This is a genomic window from Chromatocurvus halotolerans (assembly GCF_004340525.1).
Classification (GTDB): domain Bacteria; phylum Pseudomonadota; class Gammaproteobacteria; order Pseudomonadales; family Halieaceae; genus Chromatocurvus; species Chromatocurvus halotolerans.
On the sequence record NZ_SLWX01000006.1, the window covers coordinates 1 to 18013 of the forward strand.

The window sequence follows — 18013 nt, forward strand, 5'->3', positions numbered from 1 at the left end:
GATTCAAGTTGCCGCGCAGCTCGATCCGCGATACGTATATATTGCTTTCTGGCGGTGTCTTTGACGGTCATTATCTATTACCTAATGGGCTTTCACATCTAATATGCATATCATATGATATTCTTTAATTTAATATATGTCAATCTATTGATATGCGTAATGCAGCTCTATGTATATCATCAGATATTCTTATTAGCCTCATTCGCATATTTCCTGATGGGGTGATCTGACGGATTCTTACCTCATGCTGATTGCACCTCGCTATGACCATGGCCTCTCCTGCTCTTGCGCTTGCACGTCCTGCCCTGCGCTGCGAAAAAGCGCATCGGAAACCGAGAAGGCTGCGTGAGCAGCCTTCTCGGTTTTAGCGATCACGCCGTGGAGGTAATCAACGGCCCGCTGCGCGTGGGCGGCAGCGGTAAAGATCGCGCGCTTGTCGTTTCTGAGCACTTCAAGCCATGATGCGATGTAGGCACTGTGATCTTCCCGGACCTCGGGAGCGATCCCGAGATCGGCGCAGAGATACGCCGACCCGAGCTCCGCGACCAGTTCTTCCTGGGCGTAACCTTCGTCACCGAAGCGTTTGCGACCGAAGTCCCGTTCGAGACGCCTCGGGTGACGTGTCCAGTGTGTGGTCTCGTGCGCGAGTGTCGCGTAGTAGCTTTCCGGATCGCGAAAGCTTTCGAAGATTGGCATCTGTATGCGATCGAGTGTGATGTTGTAGTAGGCCCGGTTACCACCGTGGTTGACCTCCGCGCCCGTGGCTTCGAAGAAACGCTCGGCGTGGTCGATCCGCTCGACCGGATCGGTCACCGGCTCGGCGAGGTGGTGATAGGCTTCTGGAAGCCCTTCGATCTGCTCGACGTTGAAGACGTTATATCCCTTCATAAAGGGGATCGTTTGCTCGATCTCTTCGCCGGTCTTTTCGTCTTCGGCGGTGCGCACCAGGGTGTTTGCATAAACAACCAGCTCACCGCTTTCGCCTTTGCGAACTTGCGCTCCCAATGCTTTAGCCTGGCGGTAAGTCATCCAGATCGGGGCGCTGTATCCCTGATCTTCCGCTGCGGCCCAGAGCATCATGACGTTGATGCCGTTATAAGGCTGCCCATTGTGGCGAAGCGGCTTTTCGATGCGCCCGGCGGCATGTTCCGCATTCCAGGGCTTCATCCAGGGGCGGACGCCCTGCTCCAGCGATGCAATGATCTTATCCGTGATGCGAGTGTAAACATCTTTAGAGGGTGATTTTGAATTGCTCATCTGTCGTCTCCTTTTTGTAAAAGTGGCTGTTCCGAAGAACGCGAAACGACGCAGACGGGGGAAAAGCCGAACGCGCACCGAAGGCGATCAGGCCGAAGGGAAACGGGCAACACGGTTATGCGGGCCGCCCGTTGCGCGGCAGGCGACCCCGGCTAGAACAGTGAAGCTTGAGGACAGCCGCTAAAAAGGAGACGGGGTTTGAGATGAGCAAAAATCATCCGCCAGCAAAGCCGCGATCACGGTAGTGAAACGCTGGGGCTGATAAACAACTCTAGAACCGGAATGAGGAATGAAACAGCGCAGCAGGCTTAGGCCGTGCCGCCACGATTGCTGACTTTACGATTCTAGTGCTCTGGGTCGTAGCGGCAGATGACGACTGACGTCAACTGGGGGACTTATCGCCATGCCTTTGGGAGTGTGGTGTATGGCGATCGCGGGAGTTGTGTTAGCAGAGACTGCAGCGGCGATGACGATGGCTAAGGGTGTTATTCGAGCTATGCCTCTTGAGATATACCGATTTCAATCTCGGCGACAAACAAGAAGCCTGTCTCGGCTTGTTGATCTGTGCTGTGACGGTATCCAGCAACGCCGATTACATCGGATTCATCACTAGGCGAGGCCTCAAGACAGCACAATTCCAAGACGTCCATGCGGATGCCTTTTCGATGATTATTCTGGGATCGGGGACTCCGAAAGGCTCCGATGGTCGGAGACTTGGAAATGAGCCAAGGAGGCTTCAATGAAATTCTTCATCCGATTTGAAATGGCGTTTCAGCGCGAAACCACCGCGCAGACCGTCTGCCGGACGATCTTCAATCAGCTCGCTCGCCGCAAATAATCGAGCACTGCGATAGCCTCCGGATATCGCTCGGGCGGACCGATTACCCGGTCCGCCTTCTTTTATCTGACTGGAGATGGGTTGCCCCCTGCAACCCTGGCCGTTGCCGAAAACGAGGCATGCAAACGGAAAGCAAAATCGACGGCTGGCGCGGTGCAGCGAGCGTCGGGAACCGTCTATTTCCCCTGAAGCGCGCTGAGGGTCTGGCCCCTTATCAGCCCTACAGCCACCTTACGCAACCAGATTCCTTAGACTATTACAGCGAAAATATGTATATTAAACAGTTACGTAGACGATATGTATGCGTTACCGTTAAAACAATTATAGAATCTCGAATAATGGTAAGGCGTTACTAATGCCAATAAGTTTCGATGACTTTCTCGATGATGACGATTCAATCGTCATCGATCCTCGTGACATATTCCTGACCCTAGACCGTGACAAGGCGTTCGCTTTCCCACGCGACATTCAAACCGAGGTCATTAAAGACTGGTTTGCGCAGAGGAATCAAGCTGACACAGTTATCAAGCTGAATGTTGGCAGCGGAAAAACGCTTGTTGGTCTATTGTTGTTACAAAGCTCGCTGAATGAGGAAATGGCTCCGGCTGCCTATGTCGCGCCAGACAAGCAACTGGTTGATCAGGTGATCGCCGAGGCCCAAATGCTCGGTATCGAGGTCACGGACGATCCGCATGATACGGACTTCCAGTCGGGCGACAGAATTCTGGTCACGACCATCCACAGGCTGTTTAACGGGAAGTCTGTATTTGGCGTCGGCGCAGAGGGTGTGAAGATCAAGTTGGGTGCAGTCGTCATCGACGACGCCCATGCCTGCATCGCAACTATCACGGAACAGTTCAGGATAGAGCTTCCCAATACGCATTCCGCCTATCAGGAAATCTTAAACAGCGTCGAAACTGACCTAAAAAGGCAAAGCCATGCTAGGTTCCTTGATATCAACTCAGGCGATCCGCGTGCCATCATGGAAGTGCCGTACTGGGCATGGATCAGGGCACAGGAGGAGATCATGCAAGCGCTGCATGATCATAAGAACGATGAGGAACTTAAATTCTCCTATCCGCTTCTTCAGGATTTTCTGCCACTTTGCCGTTGTGTGGTAAGTGGCCAGAAGATGGAAATCGAGCCAGACTGTCCGCCGACCGACCTTGTGCGGTCCTTCTCTCGCGCCAAGCGCAGGATCTATATGACGGCAACGCTTGCCGACGACAGCGTGCTCATTACCCATTTCGGTGCCGACCCCAAGAAGCTCTCCAATCCGATCGTTCCCAAATCCTCGCAGTCCATGGGCGAGCGCATGATCCTCATGCCGCAGGAGCTCAACCCTGAGATCGCGTTGAAAGAGATCAAAACGCTGCTTGTCGATCTGGCGGAAAAGGAAAACGTTGTCGTCATCGTACCCTCGAAAAATGCTGCCAAGGACTGGGAGGGTGTTGCCGATCAGACGCTCATGGCTTCAAACGTCGTCAAAGGGGTAGAGAAGCTGCGTGATGGGCACGTCGGACTTACCGTCCTCGTGAACAGGTATGACGGCATCGACCTGCCGCACGATGCGTGCCGCGTCTTGGTGATCTACAATCTTCCCGAGGTGGCGTCGTTTTCCGACCTGACTGATATGGCCGTCTTAAGTGATTCCCAATCTGGCTTGCGGCGTCAAATGCAGCGCGTCGAGCAAGGCATGGGGCGCGGCGTACGCTCCAATGACGATTATTGCGTCGTGCTGCTTATAGGATCGAAACTCACGCGCCGCGTGAAATCGCCTGACGGGATCAAGCTGCTCACCCCTGCCACGCAGGCACAACTCAACCTTTCGAAGAAGATCGCCAAGCAACTCGATGGGGTCGATATCGAAGGAATTGCAGACGTCATAAACCAATGTCTCAATCGCGACCCCTCTTGGGTAAAAATTAGCAAGAAAGCGCTGCTAAAAGCCCGAACCAAAACGGATTTGGTTCTCGACGAGACCAGCGTCGCGGTCCGGCTTGCATTCGATACAGCCCGTTCAGGGGACTATAAGGCCGCCGCCGATCTGCTTAGCGCAGCTGCGAACGCTGCGCAGGACGGCGATGAAAAGGCGTGGATCATGTCGAAACTGGCGGCCATGCAACATCACCTAAACCCGCCTGCGTCTCAGAAAACCTTACTGGCGGCGTACCGACTTAACCCGAACGTCTTACGCCCGATGGAAGGAATCGCCTATCAGAAGCTCGCGGCGCAGGAAGGTGCGCAGGCGGCAGCGGTGCAATCCTATCATCAGGAACGCTCTCTAGAAGCTGCCGACCGGATATTAGAAGTCAACCAGCTTAGCGACGACCTGCGTTTCCAAAGCGTAACACCGGACAAATTCGAAGCGGCCATAGATGCTGTTGCCCGGTTCATCGGATTGCATTCCCAGCGGCCCGATAAACAGTTCAATGATGGAGGGCCGGACAATCTGTGGGCGCTCCCTGATGGATCGTTCTTGGTCATAGAGTGCAAGAATAACGCCACATCCAAGAAAGGCATTTCCAAAGCCGACCTGGGCCAGCTGGATCAAGCTATGTCATGGTTCTTGGGGAAGTACACGCAAGCTGCCACTGGCACGCCTGTCATCATCCACCCACTCCGTACACTGGGTGATGGCGCATCCGAAGTTGAGGGGATGCGGATCATGACGGAGAATGGGCTCAGAAAGCTGCGCAAAGCGCTCACCGATTTTGCGAAATCACTTGGCGATCCGGATATTCTCAACAGCCAGAAGCAGGTAAACGAACTGCTCGCCACTCACGGCTTCAACGGAGTGGAGTTCCTAAAGAGGTATACCACAAATTTATAGTATTCTTTAGGATCACATAAAATTGCGGAAGTCATAAACATTGTCAACCATGTCTTCGTTTTGCTGAATAATGTCCGCGAACGCCTTAGAGTAGACGAGCGTGACCGGCATTTTCTTGTACAAAGTGTTGTTGTTCCAATCCATTTTGGTCAGGCCAAGAATACCCGAACAGGTCTCGTGCCACCCCCCTGCACCTGAAAAACGGCGAACAAGAACTGGTGAAGGCGTGGGCTTTAGAGGCCCTTCCTTATAAACATTGTAGTTCGGATTTTTGACGTTAACTCCGGTTACACTGCCTTGCGTCCAGAGAAGAGCCTCATTGCGTTCAATCGGGATGTAAGTACCTCGAACGACCGGATATCCGTGAGCTTCGGGAGGCTTCTTGTTGTCAAAACGGATGCCCCTCCAGTTCGTGCCCTTTACGATCTGGACAAGCTCAACGTCCGTGCCATCACGGAAAGTATCGAGCGCTCCCAATATCTCCTGTTTCTGAAAGGGAGTGTTCTTGTGGACCGTGATTTTGCGTGGCACACGGCCAAAATGACCGCTCTGGTAAATCTCCAGACTGCGAGAGAGAACCGATTGCATCTCATAGTATGAAAGATACGGGTTCTTTTTGCTGTCCTGTGTGAATTCGCTCGCATCATAGGCCACAAATCGAAATCCTGTTCCATCCGGGTCAAATACTTGACTGCAACAGGTTGTATAAAGATTACCAGTTCTGTCAGTTTTCATGGCATAACTGATGCCGATGAATGCCTCATCATGGTTAAGCCCTATGAGCTTCCAGGGTACACCTCCCGCTTTTGCATAGATAGCCACGCTCATGCCCCACATTACATTGGCGCGACACCTGCGTTGAAAACTCTTCTCACGGATGACCTGAATCGGAATGTTAGAAGGTGCACAATAGGCTTTAAGATAATCGTGGAAATCGAAGTTTTCGCCATCGAAGCATGCCGCCCAGCTCTGCGGCAAGTATACAAGCGCGATGTCAAAATTGCTGCGCACGCTCCGCAGCTGGGCGATACATTCAAACAAGCCTCTTGCAAGTTCAGCCTTCTGCCCGGTCTGCGCATGCCTATCAAGCTCATCGGGAAAGGAGATAACCAGACCGTGATCTTGATCGGCGACAGGAATGCGAAACAGCGCCTCAAAGCCGGGATATTCGGGATAGTAGTTCGGTGCTTCCCGCACCTGCGCCGTGCCCTTAAGCTCTTGAACCAACCCAGTGAGCTTTTCCATATTCTCTTTCGGAGCGAGGAGTGCCAGGCGGAGTTTGGCTGGCGCACCGAATTTCAGGCCGTAGGGGCCGTGATTGATCAACCCCATTAACGGATGCTTCCCAGTTCGGCCGCCAGCGAAGACAAGCTCCGGCTCGGGCAGCGTCGCATAGCCGCTTAGTTCTCCCGCTCTCGCGATCATGCTAAAAGCCTCCGCGAGAACGCTGTCCTATTACTTATGCGAAAACGCGGGTTTTCAATCACATTGCCGTCAGAGAAAGGCGTCACCGCAATTTCAGAGTTGCGTTCTTCAGTATCAAAAAGCAACTCGAGCCACGCATCCAAAAGCGCATTGAACTTGTCATTTTTCCGGTCGCTGCGCCTTCTATCCAGGAAGTCACGGGCATTGGAACGGGCGCGGGGCGGCCATACCCATATGTCCGGATCGATCATAAGCCAGAGATTGTCTCCCTTCTGATCAACGGATATCCGCAGCGCTTCGGCCCAACCCACCTGTTCAGACCTCGGCTTTTCGGGGGTAGGCACCGTGAAGACGCCCGGCACCTTGCCTGAAGTTTTACCGAGAAGCTGGAACAATGAACCTAGGCCACCAACATCGTCGGCATGCTGGTCGACAATAAGAAAAATCGATCCGTAGCGGGCACGAACGAGCAAGGGACGTTCGCGCGCCAACGCATATGCCAGGGCCTCTTCGATGAAGCCTTTTAGATGCAGATTCCCCGGCTTGCGAATATCATTCGGTAACGCACGGGTTTCTACGGTCTCGAGGGCAACAGCGAATCCTCGACGGGCATATTCTTCCTTTCCCCAGCACCACACCGTATCGGATTTGGTTAGAATCAGCGATTGTTCCGATGCGCGTGCAACCGTTTTAACCTCATCCCATTCAACAGGTTGCTTGAACGTCAGCGACAGGCATTCGGTTGGCATATCAAGTATGGGAAGGGCATTAAGCCGCAAAAGCGGCTGCTGCCTCCCAGATGACGGCAGCGGAATATCCACTTTCGATAGATGGGCTTTACGAACCTTGGCATCCATCTCGGGTGACTTGGACTCGATGTTGCGCCACAGGCGTAGCATCAGCGCATCGAACGTCTCGACCTCGACAATTTCGGCGGTCACGCCTTTTCTCTGCGCAGCCGAAATAAGCTCCATAACCGCAGGATGTACAGCACCACGCTTCAAGCTAGTCCAGTAGAGGCCATGAGGAAATGGATTAGACGTTTCGAGGGCCTGCCTAAACAGCGCCATGACGCTCTCATCGCGCCCGCTATAACCGGCTACTATGAAACCGAAACGATTGGCTGCATTCACAAGGCAGGCGGAGAGTTCCTGATTCTGCTCTTCCAGATCGCCACTTAGATTTTTGATGCTGTCATAGCGAAAATCGCCGTGCAGCTTACAATAGATCGGGAATTCTTCATTGTTCAGTGCGCTATTGGCTGCACGCGATCCTTCGATGTGGAACGCTGTGAACGACCGACCGCTGACTTCAGCGACCGATTTTTCGACAACGCTGTCAAAATTGGTCGTAAATACGGCCCGGCACATTCCACTTGTAAGCAACGCCCCGAGAACACGGTTCCCTACTGATAATGCAGCTTTACCTTCCGCCAGTATGGCGCTCATGTACTGGCGTTGGCGCTCCTTATCGTCGCCGAAAATTTTCTCGAAATAGGTTGTATATTCATGATCTGCCCACAATTCGGGAAAGCCGTGCGCATCCATGTAGGCTTGAATCCGTGCTTTGACTGCAACACTTTGAATGTCTTGACGCGAAAGCTCCTGATTCTCTTCGCGGCAGTAGTGGCGGCGTTTCAGGTCCCAAATGATGTCTGTGGCGGTCGGCAGACCGGCGCTACGCGATGTGCCTGCGCCAAGGAACCAGGCATAATTTTGCGGGCGATGAGAGAATTTAGCCGTTAGTTCAGATTGAGTAGCCAAATTTATAGCCCGCCTTCTCGGGCCTCGCGAACAGCCCTATTGAAGAAGTGCCTTGTCGCTTTATCCCGCGCCTCAGCATCGGTGAGGACAATATTCTTCATCTCGTTGTCGCGTTGGAACATGCGGATAGCACCTTGGAAGAACGCATCACGGAACGCCGCGTAGACGACATCGGGTGGATTGTTCCGCAGCATCTCGGTCATGTCCTCGTCCACGATATCGCGGTTGACCTGTTCAAAACGTATCATGTCCGCTTCGGAGAACTCAGTTCCATGGCGATCATTGAAAGCTTTGACGATTTCGGACAGCTCCTTCTTCTCGTCATCGGTGTAAGGCTTCGCGCCGAACTCGCTGATGGCGTTCAGGGCTTCCGTGTCTCCAGCAGCGAGGGACGCGCTGCCTTCTTCTTTTTTATCAACCTTGAACGCCTGAAGCCGGAGCATGTCTTCGGTGATTTCGATCTCCGGCGGCACTTCTCTATTGGGCAAGAGGCGTGAGAGCCAGTTTCCATAGGCGGCAAGCTTTTCGAGGCTGGTGTCTTCGAGCCTCATCACTTGGGCGATGAAGCTGTAAAATCGACTGTGGCTTTTCAAAAGCTGACGGAATTCTTCCTGGCGACCTTCGTCCTTGTCGGCCTCGAAGCGAGCGACCGCCTGTTTCACAAGGCCTTCGAGCTGAGCGCGATCCGCCCCACTAAGCGGCCCATTAAAATAGGCCTGCGCGAACCGCTCAATCTCTTCTTTATCCAGATAGCCAAACCGATGGAGCCGACCTTCAAGGTCGTAGATCATATTAGGATCTGACATCGCCTCAACAGTCGTTGCTTCATAGTACGGTTTGAAAGCTGCCTGGATATCTTCGATCGTATTCTGAAAATCGAGGATGAAGGTTTGGTCTTTGCTCACACGGGTACGGTTTAAGCGAGAAAGTGTCTGCACTGCCTGGAGCCCGGCCAGCTTGCGATCGACATACATTGCACAAAGCTTGGGCTGGTCGAATCCGGTCTGGTATTTCTCAGCAACGATCAGGATTTGATAGCTCCCAGGATACGGCGTCCCATCTGGCTTAAAACCATCAAAACGTCCGGGAAGCTCCGTCTCCGAGAAGTCATTAAGGTCTGCTTCGGTATAGGTTTGTCCGTCCAGCTCAAGCTCGCCTGAAAAGGCGACGAGCGCCTTCAGGCTCTGATAGCCGTTCTCGCGAATGTATTTCTTGACGCCAAAATAGTATTTGAGCGCATGCTCGCGACTCTGTGTCACGATCATCGCCTTCGCCTGGCCATTGAGCATACCCATGACGTGGCGTCGGAAATGCTCAACGATGATCTCAACCTTTTGCCCGATGGCGGTGGCATGGAGATTCGCATAGCGCGCGACTTTGCGCTGGCCCCGCCGCCCGCTCAGCTCCGGATCGTCTTCGATCGTTTTCTCAAGCTGATAATAGGCTTTGTAGGTCATATAGTTCTGGAGCACGTCCAGAATGAAGCCTTCCTCAATCGCCTGGCGCATCGAGTAGAGGTGGAACGGATGCGGCAAGCCGTCGGGCCCCGGCATACCAAACCGCTCCAGCGTGACATTGCGCGGGGTCGCCGTGAAGGCGAAGAAGCTGATGTTGGACTGCGGCCCGCGTGCCTTTTGATATTCCGCGATCAGGTCCTCGATGTCGTCGCTCGATGTCGCTTCACGAGTGAGCGCATCGGTCATTGCCTGGGCGCTCTTGCCTGACTGGCTTGAATGGGCCTCATCTATGATTACGGCAAAGTTGCGCTTGCCCTGACCGGAAAGCGCCTTGAGGTGATCGGTCGAGAATTTTTGGATCGTCGTTACGATGATCCGCGCGCCCTTATCGATCGCGTCCTTGAGCTGGCGAGAGGTGCCATCGATCTTTTTGACGACGCCTTGTGTTTGCTCGAACTGAGCCACCGTCCCCTGAAGCTGGCGATCCAGGACCACGCGGTCGGTCACGATGATGGCAGTGTGGAAGACCTGCGCGTCATCTTCGTTATGCAGATTGATCGCATGGTGCGCGAGCCAGCCGATCGTGTTCGATTTTCCGGAACCGGCGGAGTGCTGGACAAGGTAATTCTTCCCCGCGCCATGCGTTTTTGCGTGCACCATGATCTTGCGCACCGCGTCGAGCTGCTGAAAGCGCGGGAAGATCATGGCCTCGTTCTTGCCACTCACCTCCAGAGTAATGAACTGGCCGATCACATTAATCAGGACCGAACGTGAGAAGACGGCGGAACCCCAATCACCATCGTTGTAGAGATAGGCGATACGATGCTCGCCTTCGATGTCGGGGTTCCCGGCCCCGCCGTCACGCCCACGATTGAAGGGGAGAAACCGCGTCTTCCCGTTCTGGAGCCGCGTTGTCATCGATACGTTGTCTTCATCGATCGCAAAGTGGACAAGAGCGCCCCGTTTGAAGGTCAACAACGGCTCGTTCGCTGGCGAACGGTCCCGCTTGTACTGTTTTTCGGCGTGCTTGAAGGTCGTGCCGGTCAGAAGATTTTTCGCTTCAATCGTCGCGATGGGCAGCCCGTTCAGGAAGAGGACGACATCAATACGGTTGCCGTGCTTTTGGCTGTAGGCGACCTCATCCATCACGCTGAGGATGTTCGCTTCATATTCAGCGACGCGCTTGGGCTCCAGCCTGCTTGCCGGGCGGAAATAGCAGAGCGTGAATGGTATGCCGGGGACGATCTTGATCCCCTGGCGCAGGACATCGAGAATTCCGCGATCCTTCAGCGCTTTGTCGAGCTGCTTGAACAGAACGTCTTCGGCGGACGCCGCGTAGTGCTGCTCCAGCTTTTCCCAGGAATCGGCCTGCGTTTCCTTCAGGAAGCGAACGACCAGCTCACGGTCCATCGCGAGCGATTTGTCAAAATGGATGTCGCCTCGATAGGCGCAGCTTTTTTCCGATCCGACACGGCGCTCATATCCCAGGCCATCGATCAGGTTCTGGATCAAGTGCTCCTGGAGGACATCTTCCTTATGGACATCAGCGGCGGCGTGTTCGGTCATGCGCGCGCCTCCCGAGGAGCCATATCCTCTTCAATTTGATCGAGGCGGCGGTCCGTCTGTCCCTGCTTGCCCCAGGTCGCCACGTCGATCTGTCCCGTGACGGCGGCGGTGATCAGGGCTGAGCGGTATTCTTTGAGCTGATCAATAGACGCATGAATTTTCTCACCTAACGCAGTGTAGGTATCTAAGTTGGCATCCAGACGAGCGAGAATCTCGTCCTGCTCATCCAATGGGGGCATAAGGCAGGGGAAGTTATAGACTTCTGGAACACGAAGATGTCCAACTGTACTGCCTTTACGTCGCAGACCCACATAATGTTGGCCAATTGCACTATAAATCGTGTGCACTATATAACTCGCTCTCATGAGCTTTTTGTTGGGTCGATAAAGCATCATTCTTTGACCAAGACAGGCTTCAAGGTCCTCTGGATAAAGGCATGCTTCGCCCATCGGCGCCTCACGGGTAATCAACACATCTCCCGCCGATGGCTTTCCTCTTTTTGTCCATTCTTCGTAGGAGTCCTTGTCTGTTGGATATCCACCAGACTGCACAAACTGACCTTCCTTGATGCAAGTTGTTCGGATAACCCAATACTGGCCCTCGTCCACCTGAGGTGGAGTACGGTTTTTGCAGTCGATCACTTCCGAGCAGACATCTTTCATCCTGACCCATTGCCAGTGGCCGGGAATGTCGTCCATCCAGTCAAGACCGGAGCGTTTGCGAGTTGAAGGAGTGCGTGTGCCATTGCACAGAAGTTGAGTAACTTCAGCCAGTCGGCGGATTTTCTGAAGCTCTACCAACCGTTGCTTCTTCCCGATCAGTTGGTCGATGCGGGCGGTCTCGCGGTCAAGAAAATCCGCGATGGCTTTTTGGGTGTCGAGGTCTGGGAGTTCCAGTTCCATAGACAAGAAGGCGTCTGGATATAACCGCAGTCGGGACTCGATAATGCCTTTGGACCGCGCTCGGAAGACTGACCGCATGTGCTCTGATCGCAAGCGATGATGGATAAACCTCCGATCCGCGTAAGTCGGATCGATTTTGTAAACGGCGTATGCCGGGCTGACGATGCCGTCATGGTCGGAGACGCCATATGCACCTTTCCAAGCGAGCATATAGTTCATCACAAAATCACCCGCCCTGACTATGCGGTAACCTTCAAGTGACTCAGCTCGGCTTTCTGCGGATTCATCATCAAACGCCTCCGCGCGTGGCTTTACGCCGTAATACTCTGATACGGAGAGAAGTGTCTCTTCACCGGTGGAAGAGAATTCGTTGCGCTCGGGCATGAAGTATTTGAAGCGCCTGCGGATCACGCCGCCACCTCCTTCAGCAGGCCGGCAATCTCGGCTTCGAGCGTTTTCAGCTCCGCGTCGATCTCTTCAAGCGGACGGGGCGGCACATACTGGTAGAAATAGCGATTGAAGTTGATTTCATAGCCGATGCGGCCAACCTGCTTATCGCGGGCGTCGGTATAGCTTTTATCGATCCAGGCATCGGGCACGAAGGGAAGCACTTCGCGCTTTACATACTCCCGCCAATCTTCACCCAGTGGCACAAGTTCATGGTCGCGCAAGTTCGTGTCGGGCTCGGGCTTACCCTTGCCGTCGGTGCAGATGTCGGCGTCTTCATCGCACTCGGACAGGGCGGACAAGATCGCCTTTTTCAGCGGCGCGCCGATCTTGAAATCGAGGGCAGCCAATGCGTCCGTCAATTCATCGGTGAACGCAGCGCGGTTTGTGAAGAGGCGATCCGGGATCGCCGCCAGTGCATCGAGCACCGCTTGCTGCTCATCGTTGTTAAGCTTCTGAAAAGCCTTCTCGTCGTGCAGCCGCGCAAGGCGTTCCTCGCTCACATGAAAATTCAGGCGAAGCGGACGTTCGACCCGAATTTCGCGGTAGCCGAAGTCGGTAGTGTCGAAGATTTTTGAAACATTATCCTGGCCGCTCTCGCCGTTCAGGAAGTCGGCATAGAGCCGGACGATTTCCGCGCGGGCCTCGTCCGGGATTTCCCGTCGCTTGGAGCCGAGGGATTTGCGCATCGATTTCCAGAAGCGCTCGCCGCTGGCGTCGATCAATTGCACCTTGCCGCGGCGACTGGCGGGCTTCCGGTTGGTGAGAAGCCAGACATAGGTCTGAATGCCGGTGTTGTAGAAAAGGTCGGTGGGCAAAGCGACGATCGCCTCGACCCAATCATTTTCGAGCATCCAACGGCGGATTTCACTTTCGCCGGATTGCGCGCCGCCTGTGAACAGCGGGGAGCCATTCATGACGATTCCGATGCGCGAGCCGTCCTCGTCATCGCGCATTTTCGAGATCATGTGCTGAAGGAAAAGAAGCTGACCGTCGGAGATACGCGGCGTGCCCGCCCCGAAGCGGCCCTCCATGCCCATATTCTCGGCTTCCGCCTTGATCGGGTCCTGATACTTCTTCCAGTCCACGCCATATGGCGGATTGGACAGCATGTAGTGGAACTTCTTGCTCGCATGCGCATCGGTTGTGAGCGTGTTGCCGAAGGCGATCTGCTCGGGGTCATGGCCCGTCACGAGCATGTCGGATTTGCAGATACCGAAGGATTCGGGGTTTAGCTCCTGGCCAAACAGCTCAACGCGGATCGATGGGTTGAAGCCTTTGAGCGCTTCCTCGGTCAGCGCAAGCATGCCGCCGGTTCCGCAAGCGGGATCGTAGACCTGGCGAATGATGCCACGCCCGGTGAGCTTGGCGTCATCGTTGGCGATCAGAAGATCGACGATCAGTCGGATCACTTCGCGCGGGGTGAAATGCTCCCCCGCCGTCTCGTTCGACATTTCCGAGAAGCGGCGGATCAGTTCTTCGAAGAGGTACCCCATCTCGATATTGCTGATCGAATCAGGGTGCAGGTCAATCTCGCAGAAACGCTCGAACACGTTCCAGAGGATGCCTCCGTCCTTCAGGCGCTTGAGCTGATCGGTGAACAGGAATTTATCAAGGAAGATGTCGCGGACATTCGGTGAGAATTTCGTTATGTAGTCGACGAGGTTCTGGTGAAGTTGGCCAGGGTCCTGCCCCTTCAGGCTGCCGAAGGTGAAGCGCGAGAGATTGTAGACCTTCACATTGCCGCCGACCGCGCCAAACAGAATCATGTCGCGCGTAGCTTCATCAGCCCCTTCCGGAAGGGACTTCTCGGCGTCGAGTACAGCTTGCTTGCTGTCCTGAAGAATGCAATCGAGACGACGAAGAACAACGAAAGGCAAGATGACTTTGCCGTACTCCGATTGCTTGAAATCCCCACGTAGGATTTCAGCTATTGACCAGACGAAACCGCTCAACGATTTTATGTCGCTCACACTGGCCCCTCTTCCCTCGGCTTGGCTTCTTCATTTTTCAGGGAATGCTCCAAAATGTAGCGCCGCATAAAATCACGGAGGACTTGCGCCGCTGGTCGGTCCTGAGCACGACAGGCGGCAACGAACTCGTCTCGGAGTTCGCGCTCCACGCGGATACGGAACCCGGAATCTTTCCCTTTCATCATGAAAAAGTGTATCCAATGTGACCACACCTGCAAAGGAAAAAATGATTTCCGATTGTGGACTTTGGCAACGCATCCAAGCAGGTCTCCATGGTCGGGGTCCAGCGTCGAGGCGCTGGCGCTGATCCAACGCGCGGAGTTTTGGTCGTCGGTATCGGGGCACGACAGCCCTGATCGGCATCCAATCGGCGGACGGTTGGCCTCAATGGAGTTGCCCCCACGGCGTGGCCTCCATGGCATGGCTGAGGGGTCCAGGGGGCAATAGCATGCCCGCCTGGTATTCCTGAAAGGATCGATGGGGTGCAGGGGAGCGCCGAAGGCTCCCTTGCGAGTGATGGAACGGCGACACGTTTCCCCGGCTCTCGGCGTGCTCTCAGCAACGTCGAAGCTGGCGCCGGGGGATGCAACGGGGGGCGCAGCGGCCCCCTTGCCAAGATGTGTGGTAGTACCACACACATCTTGCGGTCCAAATAGGACCGGGATTTCGTGTACTACCACCACCGCTTCGCGGATGTTGGTACTACTTCGGCGGCTCACGCGGCCTTAGTTACTCACCACGCCAACACCTTAGCCCGCCGCTTATCAGTCGTAGTCTTCAAGCCAATCGACTGTTCTGGGATCAACCGATGGTAACTGAAGGCCGAAGCGCGTCGCCTGCGCCATAAAAAAGTCGTAAACCTCCCATCGGTTAGTATCAATATCAAAAAACGTTACGCGCGGTGGGTTAAACACCCGCCCTGGACGCTCGTCTTCGAACCTTGAAGAGGATATGCGAGCGTTAGAAACAGCCGCGCGCAGTCCATAGTAAACGTGATTGACCAATGGAAGTGGATGCCCACAGAATTGCATGGATGCACTAACTCGCGCATCGTTATTTACTCCAAAAAGCTCTAGGTGCATGCTTGTTTCAACAGCCTGATCGATGTGAAACAAATTTACGAGCAATCTAGCGCCTGATATATCGCTCTCAAGAATTTTGCAGCGTTCGCCTCGAAGATAAGAGTCTCGATCAAACTGGTTATCGGGCACTGGCTGGCTGGCAAATTCGTTATTCAGGTTCTTGAATTCGGGCGCGGCCATGCCGCCGAATACTAGAGGCTCTGCAGTGGCAAAAAAACGAACGAATGGGATAGTCAGGCCCATCTGTACCACCTCTTTGTCGCGCCACTGCCAGGCTTTGAAAAGGGACAGAAATTCTTCAGATATTTTCTGGTCGGCCAGTATGCCTTTAAGGGGATAGAGTAATATCGAAACCGGGCGCATGCCGCCCGACAATATATCACCAAAACAAATGATCGCATTTGGTGCATATGCCGTCTTAAACTTCGTGAAGCGGGAAAAAGCCTGCAGCTTTGCATCTTCCCCGTCGAAAGCCTCTCCGTTGATCATACGGAACATGCACTCGTAATCTTCGCCAACGTCAATCCCGAGCTCATAGACGTCGATGGAGCCAGCCCAGATTGGCGGAATGTCGGCGCTGATGAGCTCCGCTCCTTTCGCCTGCCAGGCACCCGCCGAGTAGCCAAGCTTCCCCCAAAGCAGTTGTGCTGCATCCTCATACCGAGTTGCGTTATCTCCTGCCACGAACCCGCCGTCGAGCACCAGCTGAAGAAAGGCGTGATACACCTGAAGCTTGGCGTCACTCGTGTTCCAGAGCTCACCTGGACGTAGATCACGAGCTAAGGCATCCCTGAGGTCGCTATCGGTGACAGCCTCATAATTTAGGGTGAATGCCGCACCATCGTCGAAGCGGATATGGGCACTATGATCACGTAGCGTCTTGTAAATAGCCTGAAGATATCGGCCACGCCCAAAGGCGCGGCTTTCGCCTTTCCGTCTCCAGAATTCTTCACAAAGCCCTTTCCAGATCGTCGCTCGCTGGATCGTCGAGTCGTAAGTACGTCTGACAACTGCCGTTCTCATACTGCGTCCGCTGCCTGCCAACCGGCTGCCTGTCTCAAGCCTTCACTGCGTTCACACTTTCGGACATCGACATACCACATGTAGCGAAGACGTGAATCATGAGAGATCAGGACGAAACAAATACCGGAAAACACTGGAGGACGAGCGCGCCGCCTTCGGCGATCGAGCACTTCTCCAGCGAGTTGAAACGGCTGCGCACTCCCTCGCCCGCTGTAATCGCTCAAGTAATCCGCGATGCGCTTTTTGCTCACGCGGAAGCCGAGCAAGCAGCGGCAGAGAGGATCGCCGAAGCAAAGGCGAGCCTGGCGCAGGATTTCTATGCCTTCCTGGAACTTCACACCGATACTGCCGCGTCCGACAAGCTCAGCGCAAAGAAAACCCGTCTTTTGGATACGGCGCTCGAAGACATACAGGAGTTTTCTGATGAGCAAAATTAACCTCACGGCATTGCGACCGCACCAGGTGGAGCTGCTGTCTCGCTTAGATGGTAACGCCCGCCGCAGCTATCTCGCCAGTGCGGCGGCTTGCACCGGTCTCCTGATTATCGTGCCGGTGCTGATCCTCGCACTCGGGCTCGAATACGCTTTGATGGCGCACACCATGAATGTGCTCCTGGACGTGGGCGGGCCGGACCAGCCGGTGACACTCCTGTCCTTGAGCTCTCTACTTGCCATTGTCGGACTAACCATCATCACCAAACAGTTGCAAGACACACGGTTGCATGACTGGCTCGCTCGGCTGGGGCTACTCGCTCTGATGGTTTTCATTATCGGGTTTGGTTTGATCGTCTCGCTGACCAGTTTCGAGATCGCCGCGTCGATGCTTTTCGATCCGGAGACCGGGCTCGATGCCATCGAGGCGTGGATCGACGGGGCCGGTACGACCGCCGATCCAGAGAGCATGGGCCTCAAGATCAAAGAGGCCTTTGGAGAGTTCGGCGGTGTTGTCGCTCTGATCATGGCATCCGTTGGCCTGGGAGGCGTGTTTTTTATCAGCATGCTGGTCAGTCACACCCTGATCGACCGGGGACTGACGCTGACGAGTAATTTTATCCACGCGAGGGTGCACTACAGGGAGTCCAGCAACCTGCACGACGGGATCAACCGAAAGGCCGTTGCGCTTCAAGCTGCGCAGGCCGAGCACAACCGGCTGCAGGCCACCTCAAAATCACAAGTGGTCCATGAAGCCGTGGCGGATTTGGTGGTCGAGGCAGATAACGCTCTGGCCGAGGCTCGCTATGCACGGCGCTTGCTTGATCTGGTGAAGCAGGAAGACCGAGACGATCCCATTGGATCGATTGGCCTTTCCTTCCTCGGCATCAGCGAAGAGGCCTTCGCGATCGACACTGAAGCCTTCAAAGCGGAATTACAACGCATCGAGGTCGCCGCCAGCGAAGACAGGCTGAAAAAAATTGCAATCAACGTCGCCAAAGGCATCTCAGGGTAGG

The 18013-nt window shown here is 54.5% G+C and carries 11 protein-coding genes; 3 read left to right on the forward strand and 8 right to left on the reverse strand.

Annotation, left to right across the window (positions count from 1 at the left end; translation table 11 throughout):
• Nucleotides 1-261: 261 nt before the first annotated feature.
• Nucleotides 262-1257 (reverse strand): ArdC family protein, encoded by a 996-nt coding sequence (locus EV688_RS08490; RefSeq protein ID WP_131917604.1) that lies wholly within the window; start codon nucleotides 1255-1257, stop codon nucleotides 262-264.
• A gap of 1193 nt (nucleotides 1258-2450) precedes the next feature.
• Between EV688_RS08490 and EV688_RS08495 the strand changes: the two genes are divergently transcribed.
• The gene (locus tag EV688_RS08495) at nucleotides 2451-4928 is read left to right on the forward strand and encodes a DEAD/DEAH box helicase (protein ID WP_117316115.1); all 2478 of its coding nucleotides are present in this window, start codon (nucleotides 2451-2453) and stop codon (nucleotides 4926-4928) included.
• 12 nt (nucleotides 4929-4940) lie between these two features.
• Here EV688_RS08495 and EV688_RS08500 read toward each other — a convergent pair whose 3' ends face one another.
• The 7 genes from EV688_RS08500 to EV688_RS08530 form a co-directional block, all read right to left on the reverse strand.
• Nucleotides 4941-6353 (reverse strand): argonaute/piwi family protein, encoded by a 1413-nt coding sequence (locus EV688_RS08500; protein ID WP_117316113.1) that lies wholly within the window; start codon nucleotides 6351-6353, stop codon nucleotides 4941-4943.
• Nucleotides 6350-8116: an SIR2 family protein gene (locus EV688_RS08505; protein ID WP_117316111.1), complete on the reverse strand. Its 1767-nt coding sequence runs from the start codon at nucleotides 8114-8116 to the stop codon at nucleotides 6350-6352. The genes EV688_RS08500 and EV688_RS08505 overlap by 4 nt, the downstream gene beginning before the upstream one ends.
• Nucleotides 8117-8118: 2 nt before the next feature.
• The gene (locus tag EV688_RS08510; RefSeq protein WP_117316109.1) at nucleotides 8119-11139 is read right to left on the reverse strand and encodes a type I restriction endonuclease subunit R; all 3021 of its coding nucleotides are present in this window, start codon (nucleotides 11137-11139) and stop codon (nucleotides 8119-8121) included.
• Nucleotides 11136-12452 (reverse strand): restriction endonuclease subunit S, encoded by a 1317-nt coding sequence (locus EV688_RS08515; RefSeq protein WP_117316107.1) that lies wholly within the window; start codon nucleotides 12450-12452, stop codon nucleotides 11136-11138. The genes EV688_RS08510 and EV688_RS08515 overlap by 4 nt, the downstream gene beginning before the upstream one ends.
• Nucleotides 12449-14461 carry a type I restriction-modification system subunit M gene (locus EV688_RS08520; RefSeq protein WP_117316105.1) on the reverse strand — a complete coding sequence of 671 codons (2013 nt, stop codon included), beginning with the start codon at nucleotides 14459-14461 and terminating at the stop codon, nucleotides 12449-12451. Before EV688_RS08520 ends, EV688_RS08515 begins: the two co-directional genes overlap by 4 nt.
• Nucleotides 14458-14646, reverse strand: a complete 189-nt coding sequence (locus EV688_RS08525) for a hypothetical protein (protein WP_240624276.1) — start codon at nucleotides 14644-14646, stop codon at nucleotides 14458-14460. Before EV688_RS08525 ends, EV688_RS08520 begins: the two co-directional genes overlap by 4 nt.
• 579 nt (nucleotides 14647-15225) lie before the next feature.
• Nucleotides 15226-16566 carry a hypothetical protein gene (locus EV688_RS08530; RefSeq protein ID WP_117316103.1) on the reverse strand — a complete coding sequence of 447 codons (1341 nt, stop codon included), beginning with the start codon at nucleotides 16564-16566 and terminating at the stop codon, nucleotides 15226-15228.
• Between the two features lie 98 nt (nucleotides 16567-16664).
• Between EV688_RS08530 and EV688_RS08535 the strand changes: the two genes are divergently transcribed.
• Both EV688_RS08535 and EV688_RS08540 read left to right on the forward strand, forming a co-directional pair.
• On the forward strand, nucleotides 16665-17003 hold the full coding sequence (locus EV688_RS08535) for a hypothetical protein (RefSeq protein WP_117316101.1): 339 nt from the start codon (nucleotides 16665-16667) through the stop codon (nucleotides 17001-17003).
• Nucleotides 16990-18012, forward strand: a complete 1023-nt coding sequence (locus EV688_RS08540; RefSeq protein ID WP_117316099.1) for a hypothetical protein — start codon at nucleotides 16990-16992, stop codon at nucleotides 18010-18012. Before EV688_RS08535 ends, EV688_RS08540 begins: the two co-directional genes overlap by 14 nt.
• Nucleotide 18013: the final 1 nt, after the last annotated feature.

What these genes read in the sequence shown, in the direction of transcription:
- EV688_RS08490 (WP_131917604.1), bottom strand. Translation starts at nt 1,257, where the DNA reads ATGAGCAATTCAAAATCACCCTCTAAAGATGTTTACACTCGCATCACG.
- EV688_RS08530 (WP_117316103.1), bottom strand. Translation starts at nt 16,566, where the DNA reads ATGAGAACGGCAGTTGTCAGACGTACTTACGACTCGACGATCCAGCGA.
- EV688_RS08500 (WP_117316113.1), bottom strand. Translation starts at nt 6,353, where the DNA reads ATGATCGCGAGAGCGGGAGAACTAAGCGGCTATGCGACGCTGCCCGAG.
- EV688_RS08495 (WP_117316115.1), top strand. Translation starts at nt 2,451, where the DNA reads ATGCCAATAAGTTTCGATGACTTTCTCGATGATGACGATTCAATCGTC.
- EV688_RS08535 (WP_117316101.1), top strand. Translation starts at nt 16,665, where the DNA reads ATGAGAGATCAGGACGAAACAAATACCGGAAAACACTGGAGGACGAGC.
- EV688_RS08510 (WP_117316109.1), bottom strand. Translation starts at nt 11,139, where the DNA reads ATGACCGAACACGCCGCCGCTGATGTCCATAAGGAAGATGTCCTCCAG.
- EV688_RS08525 (WP_240624276.1), bottom strand. Translation starts at nt 14,646, where the DNA reads ATGATGAAAGGGAAAGATTCCGGGTTCCGTATCCGCGTGGAGCGCGAA.
- EV688_RS08540 (WP_117316099.1), top strand. Translation starts at nt 16,990, where the DNA reads ATGAGCAAAATTAACCTCACGGCATTGCGACCGCACCAGGTGGAGCTG.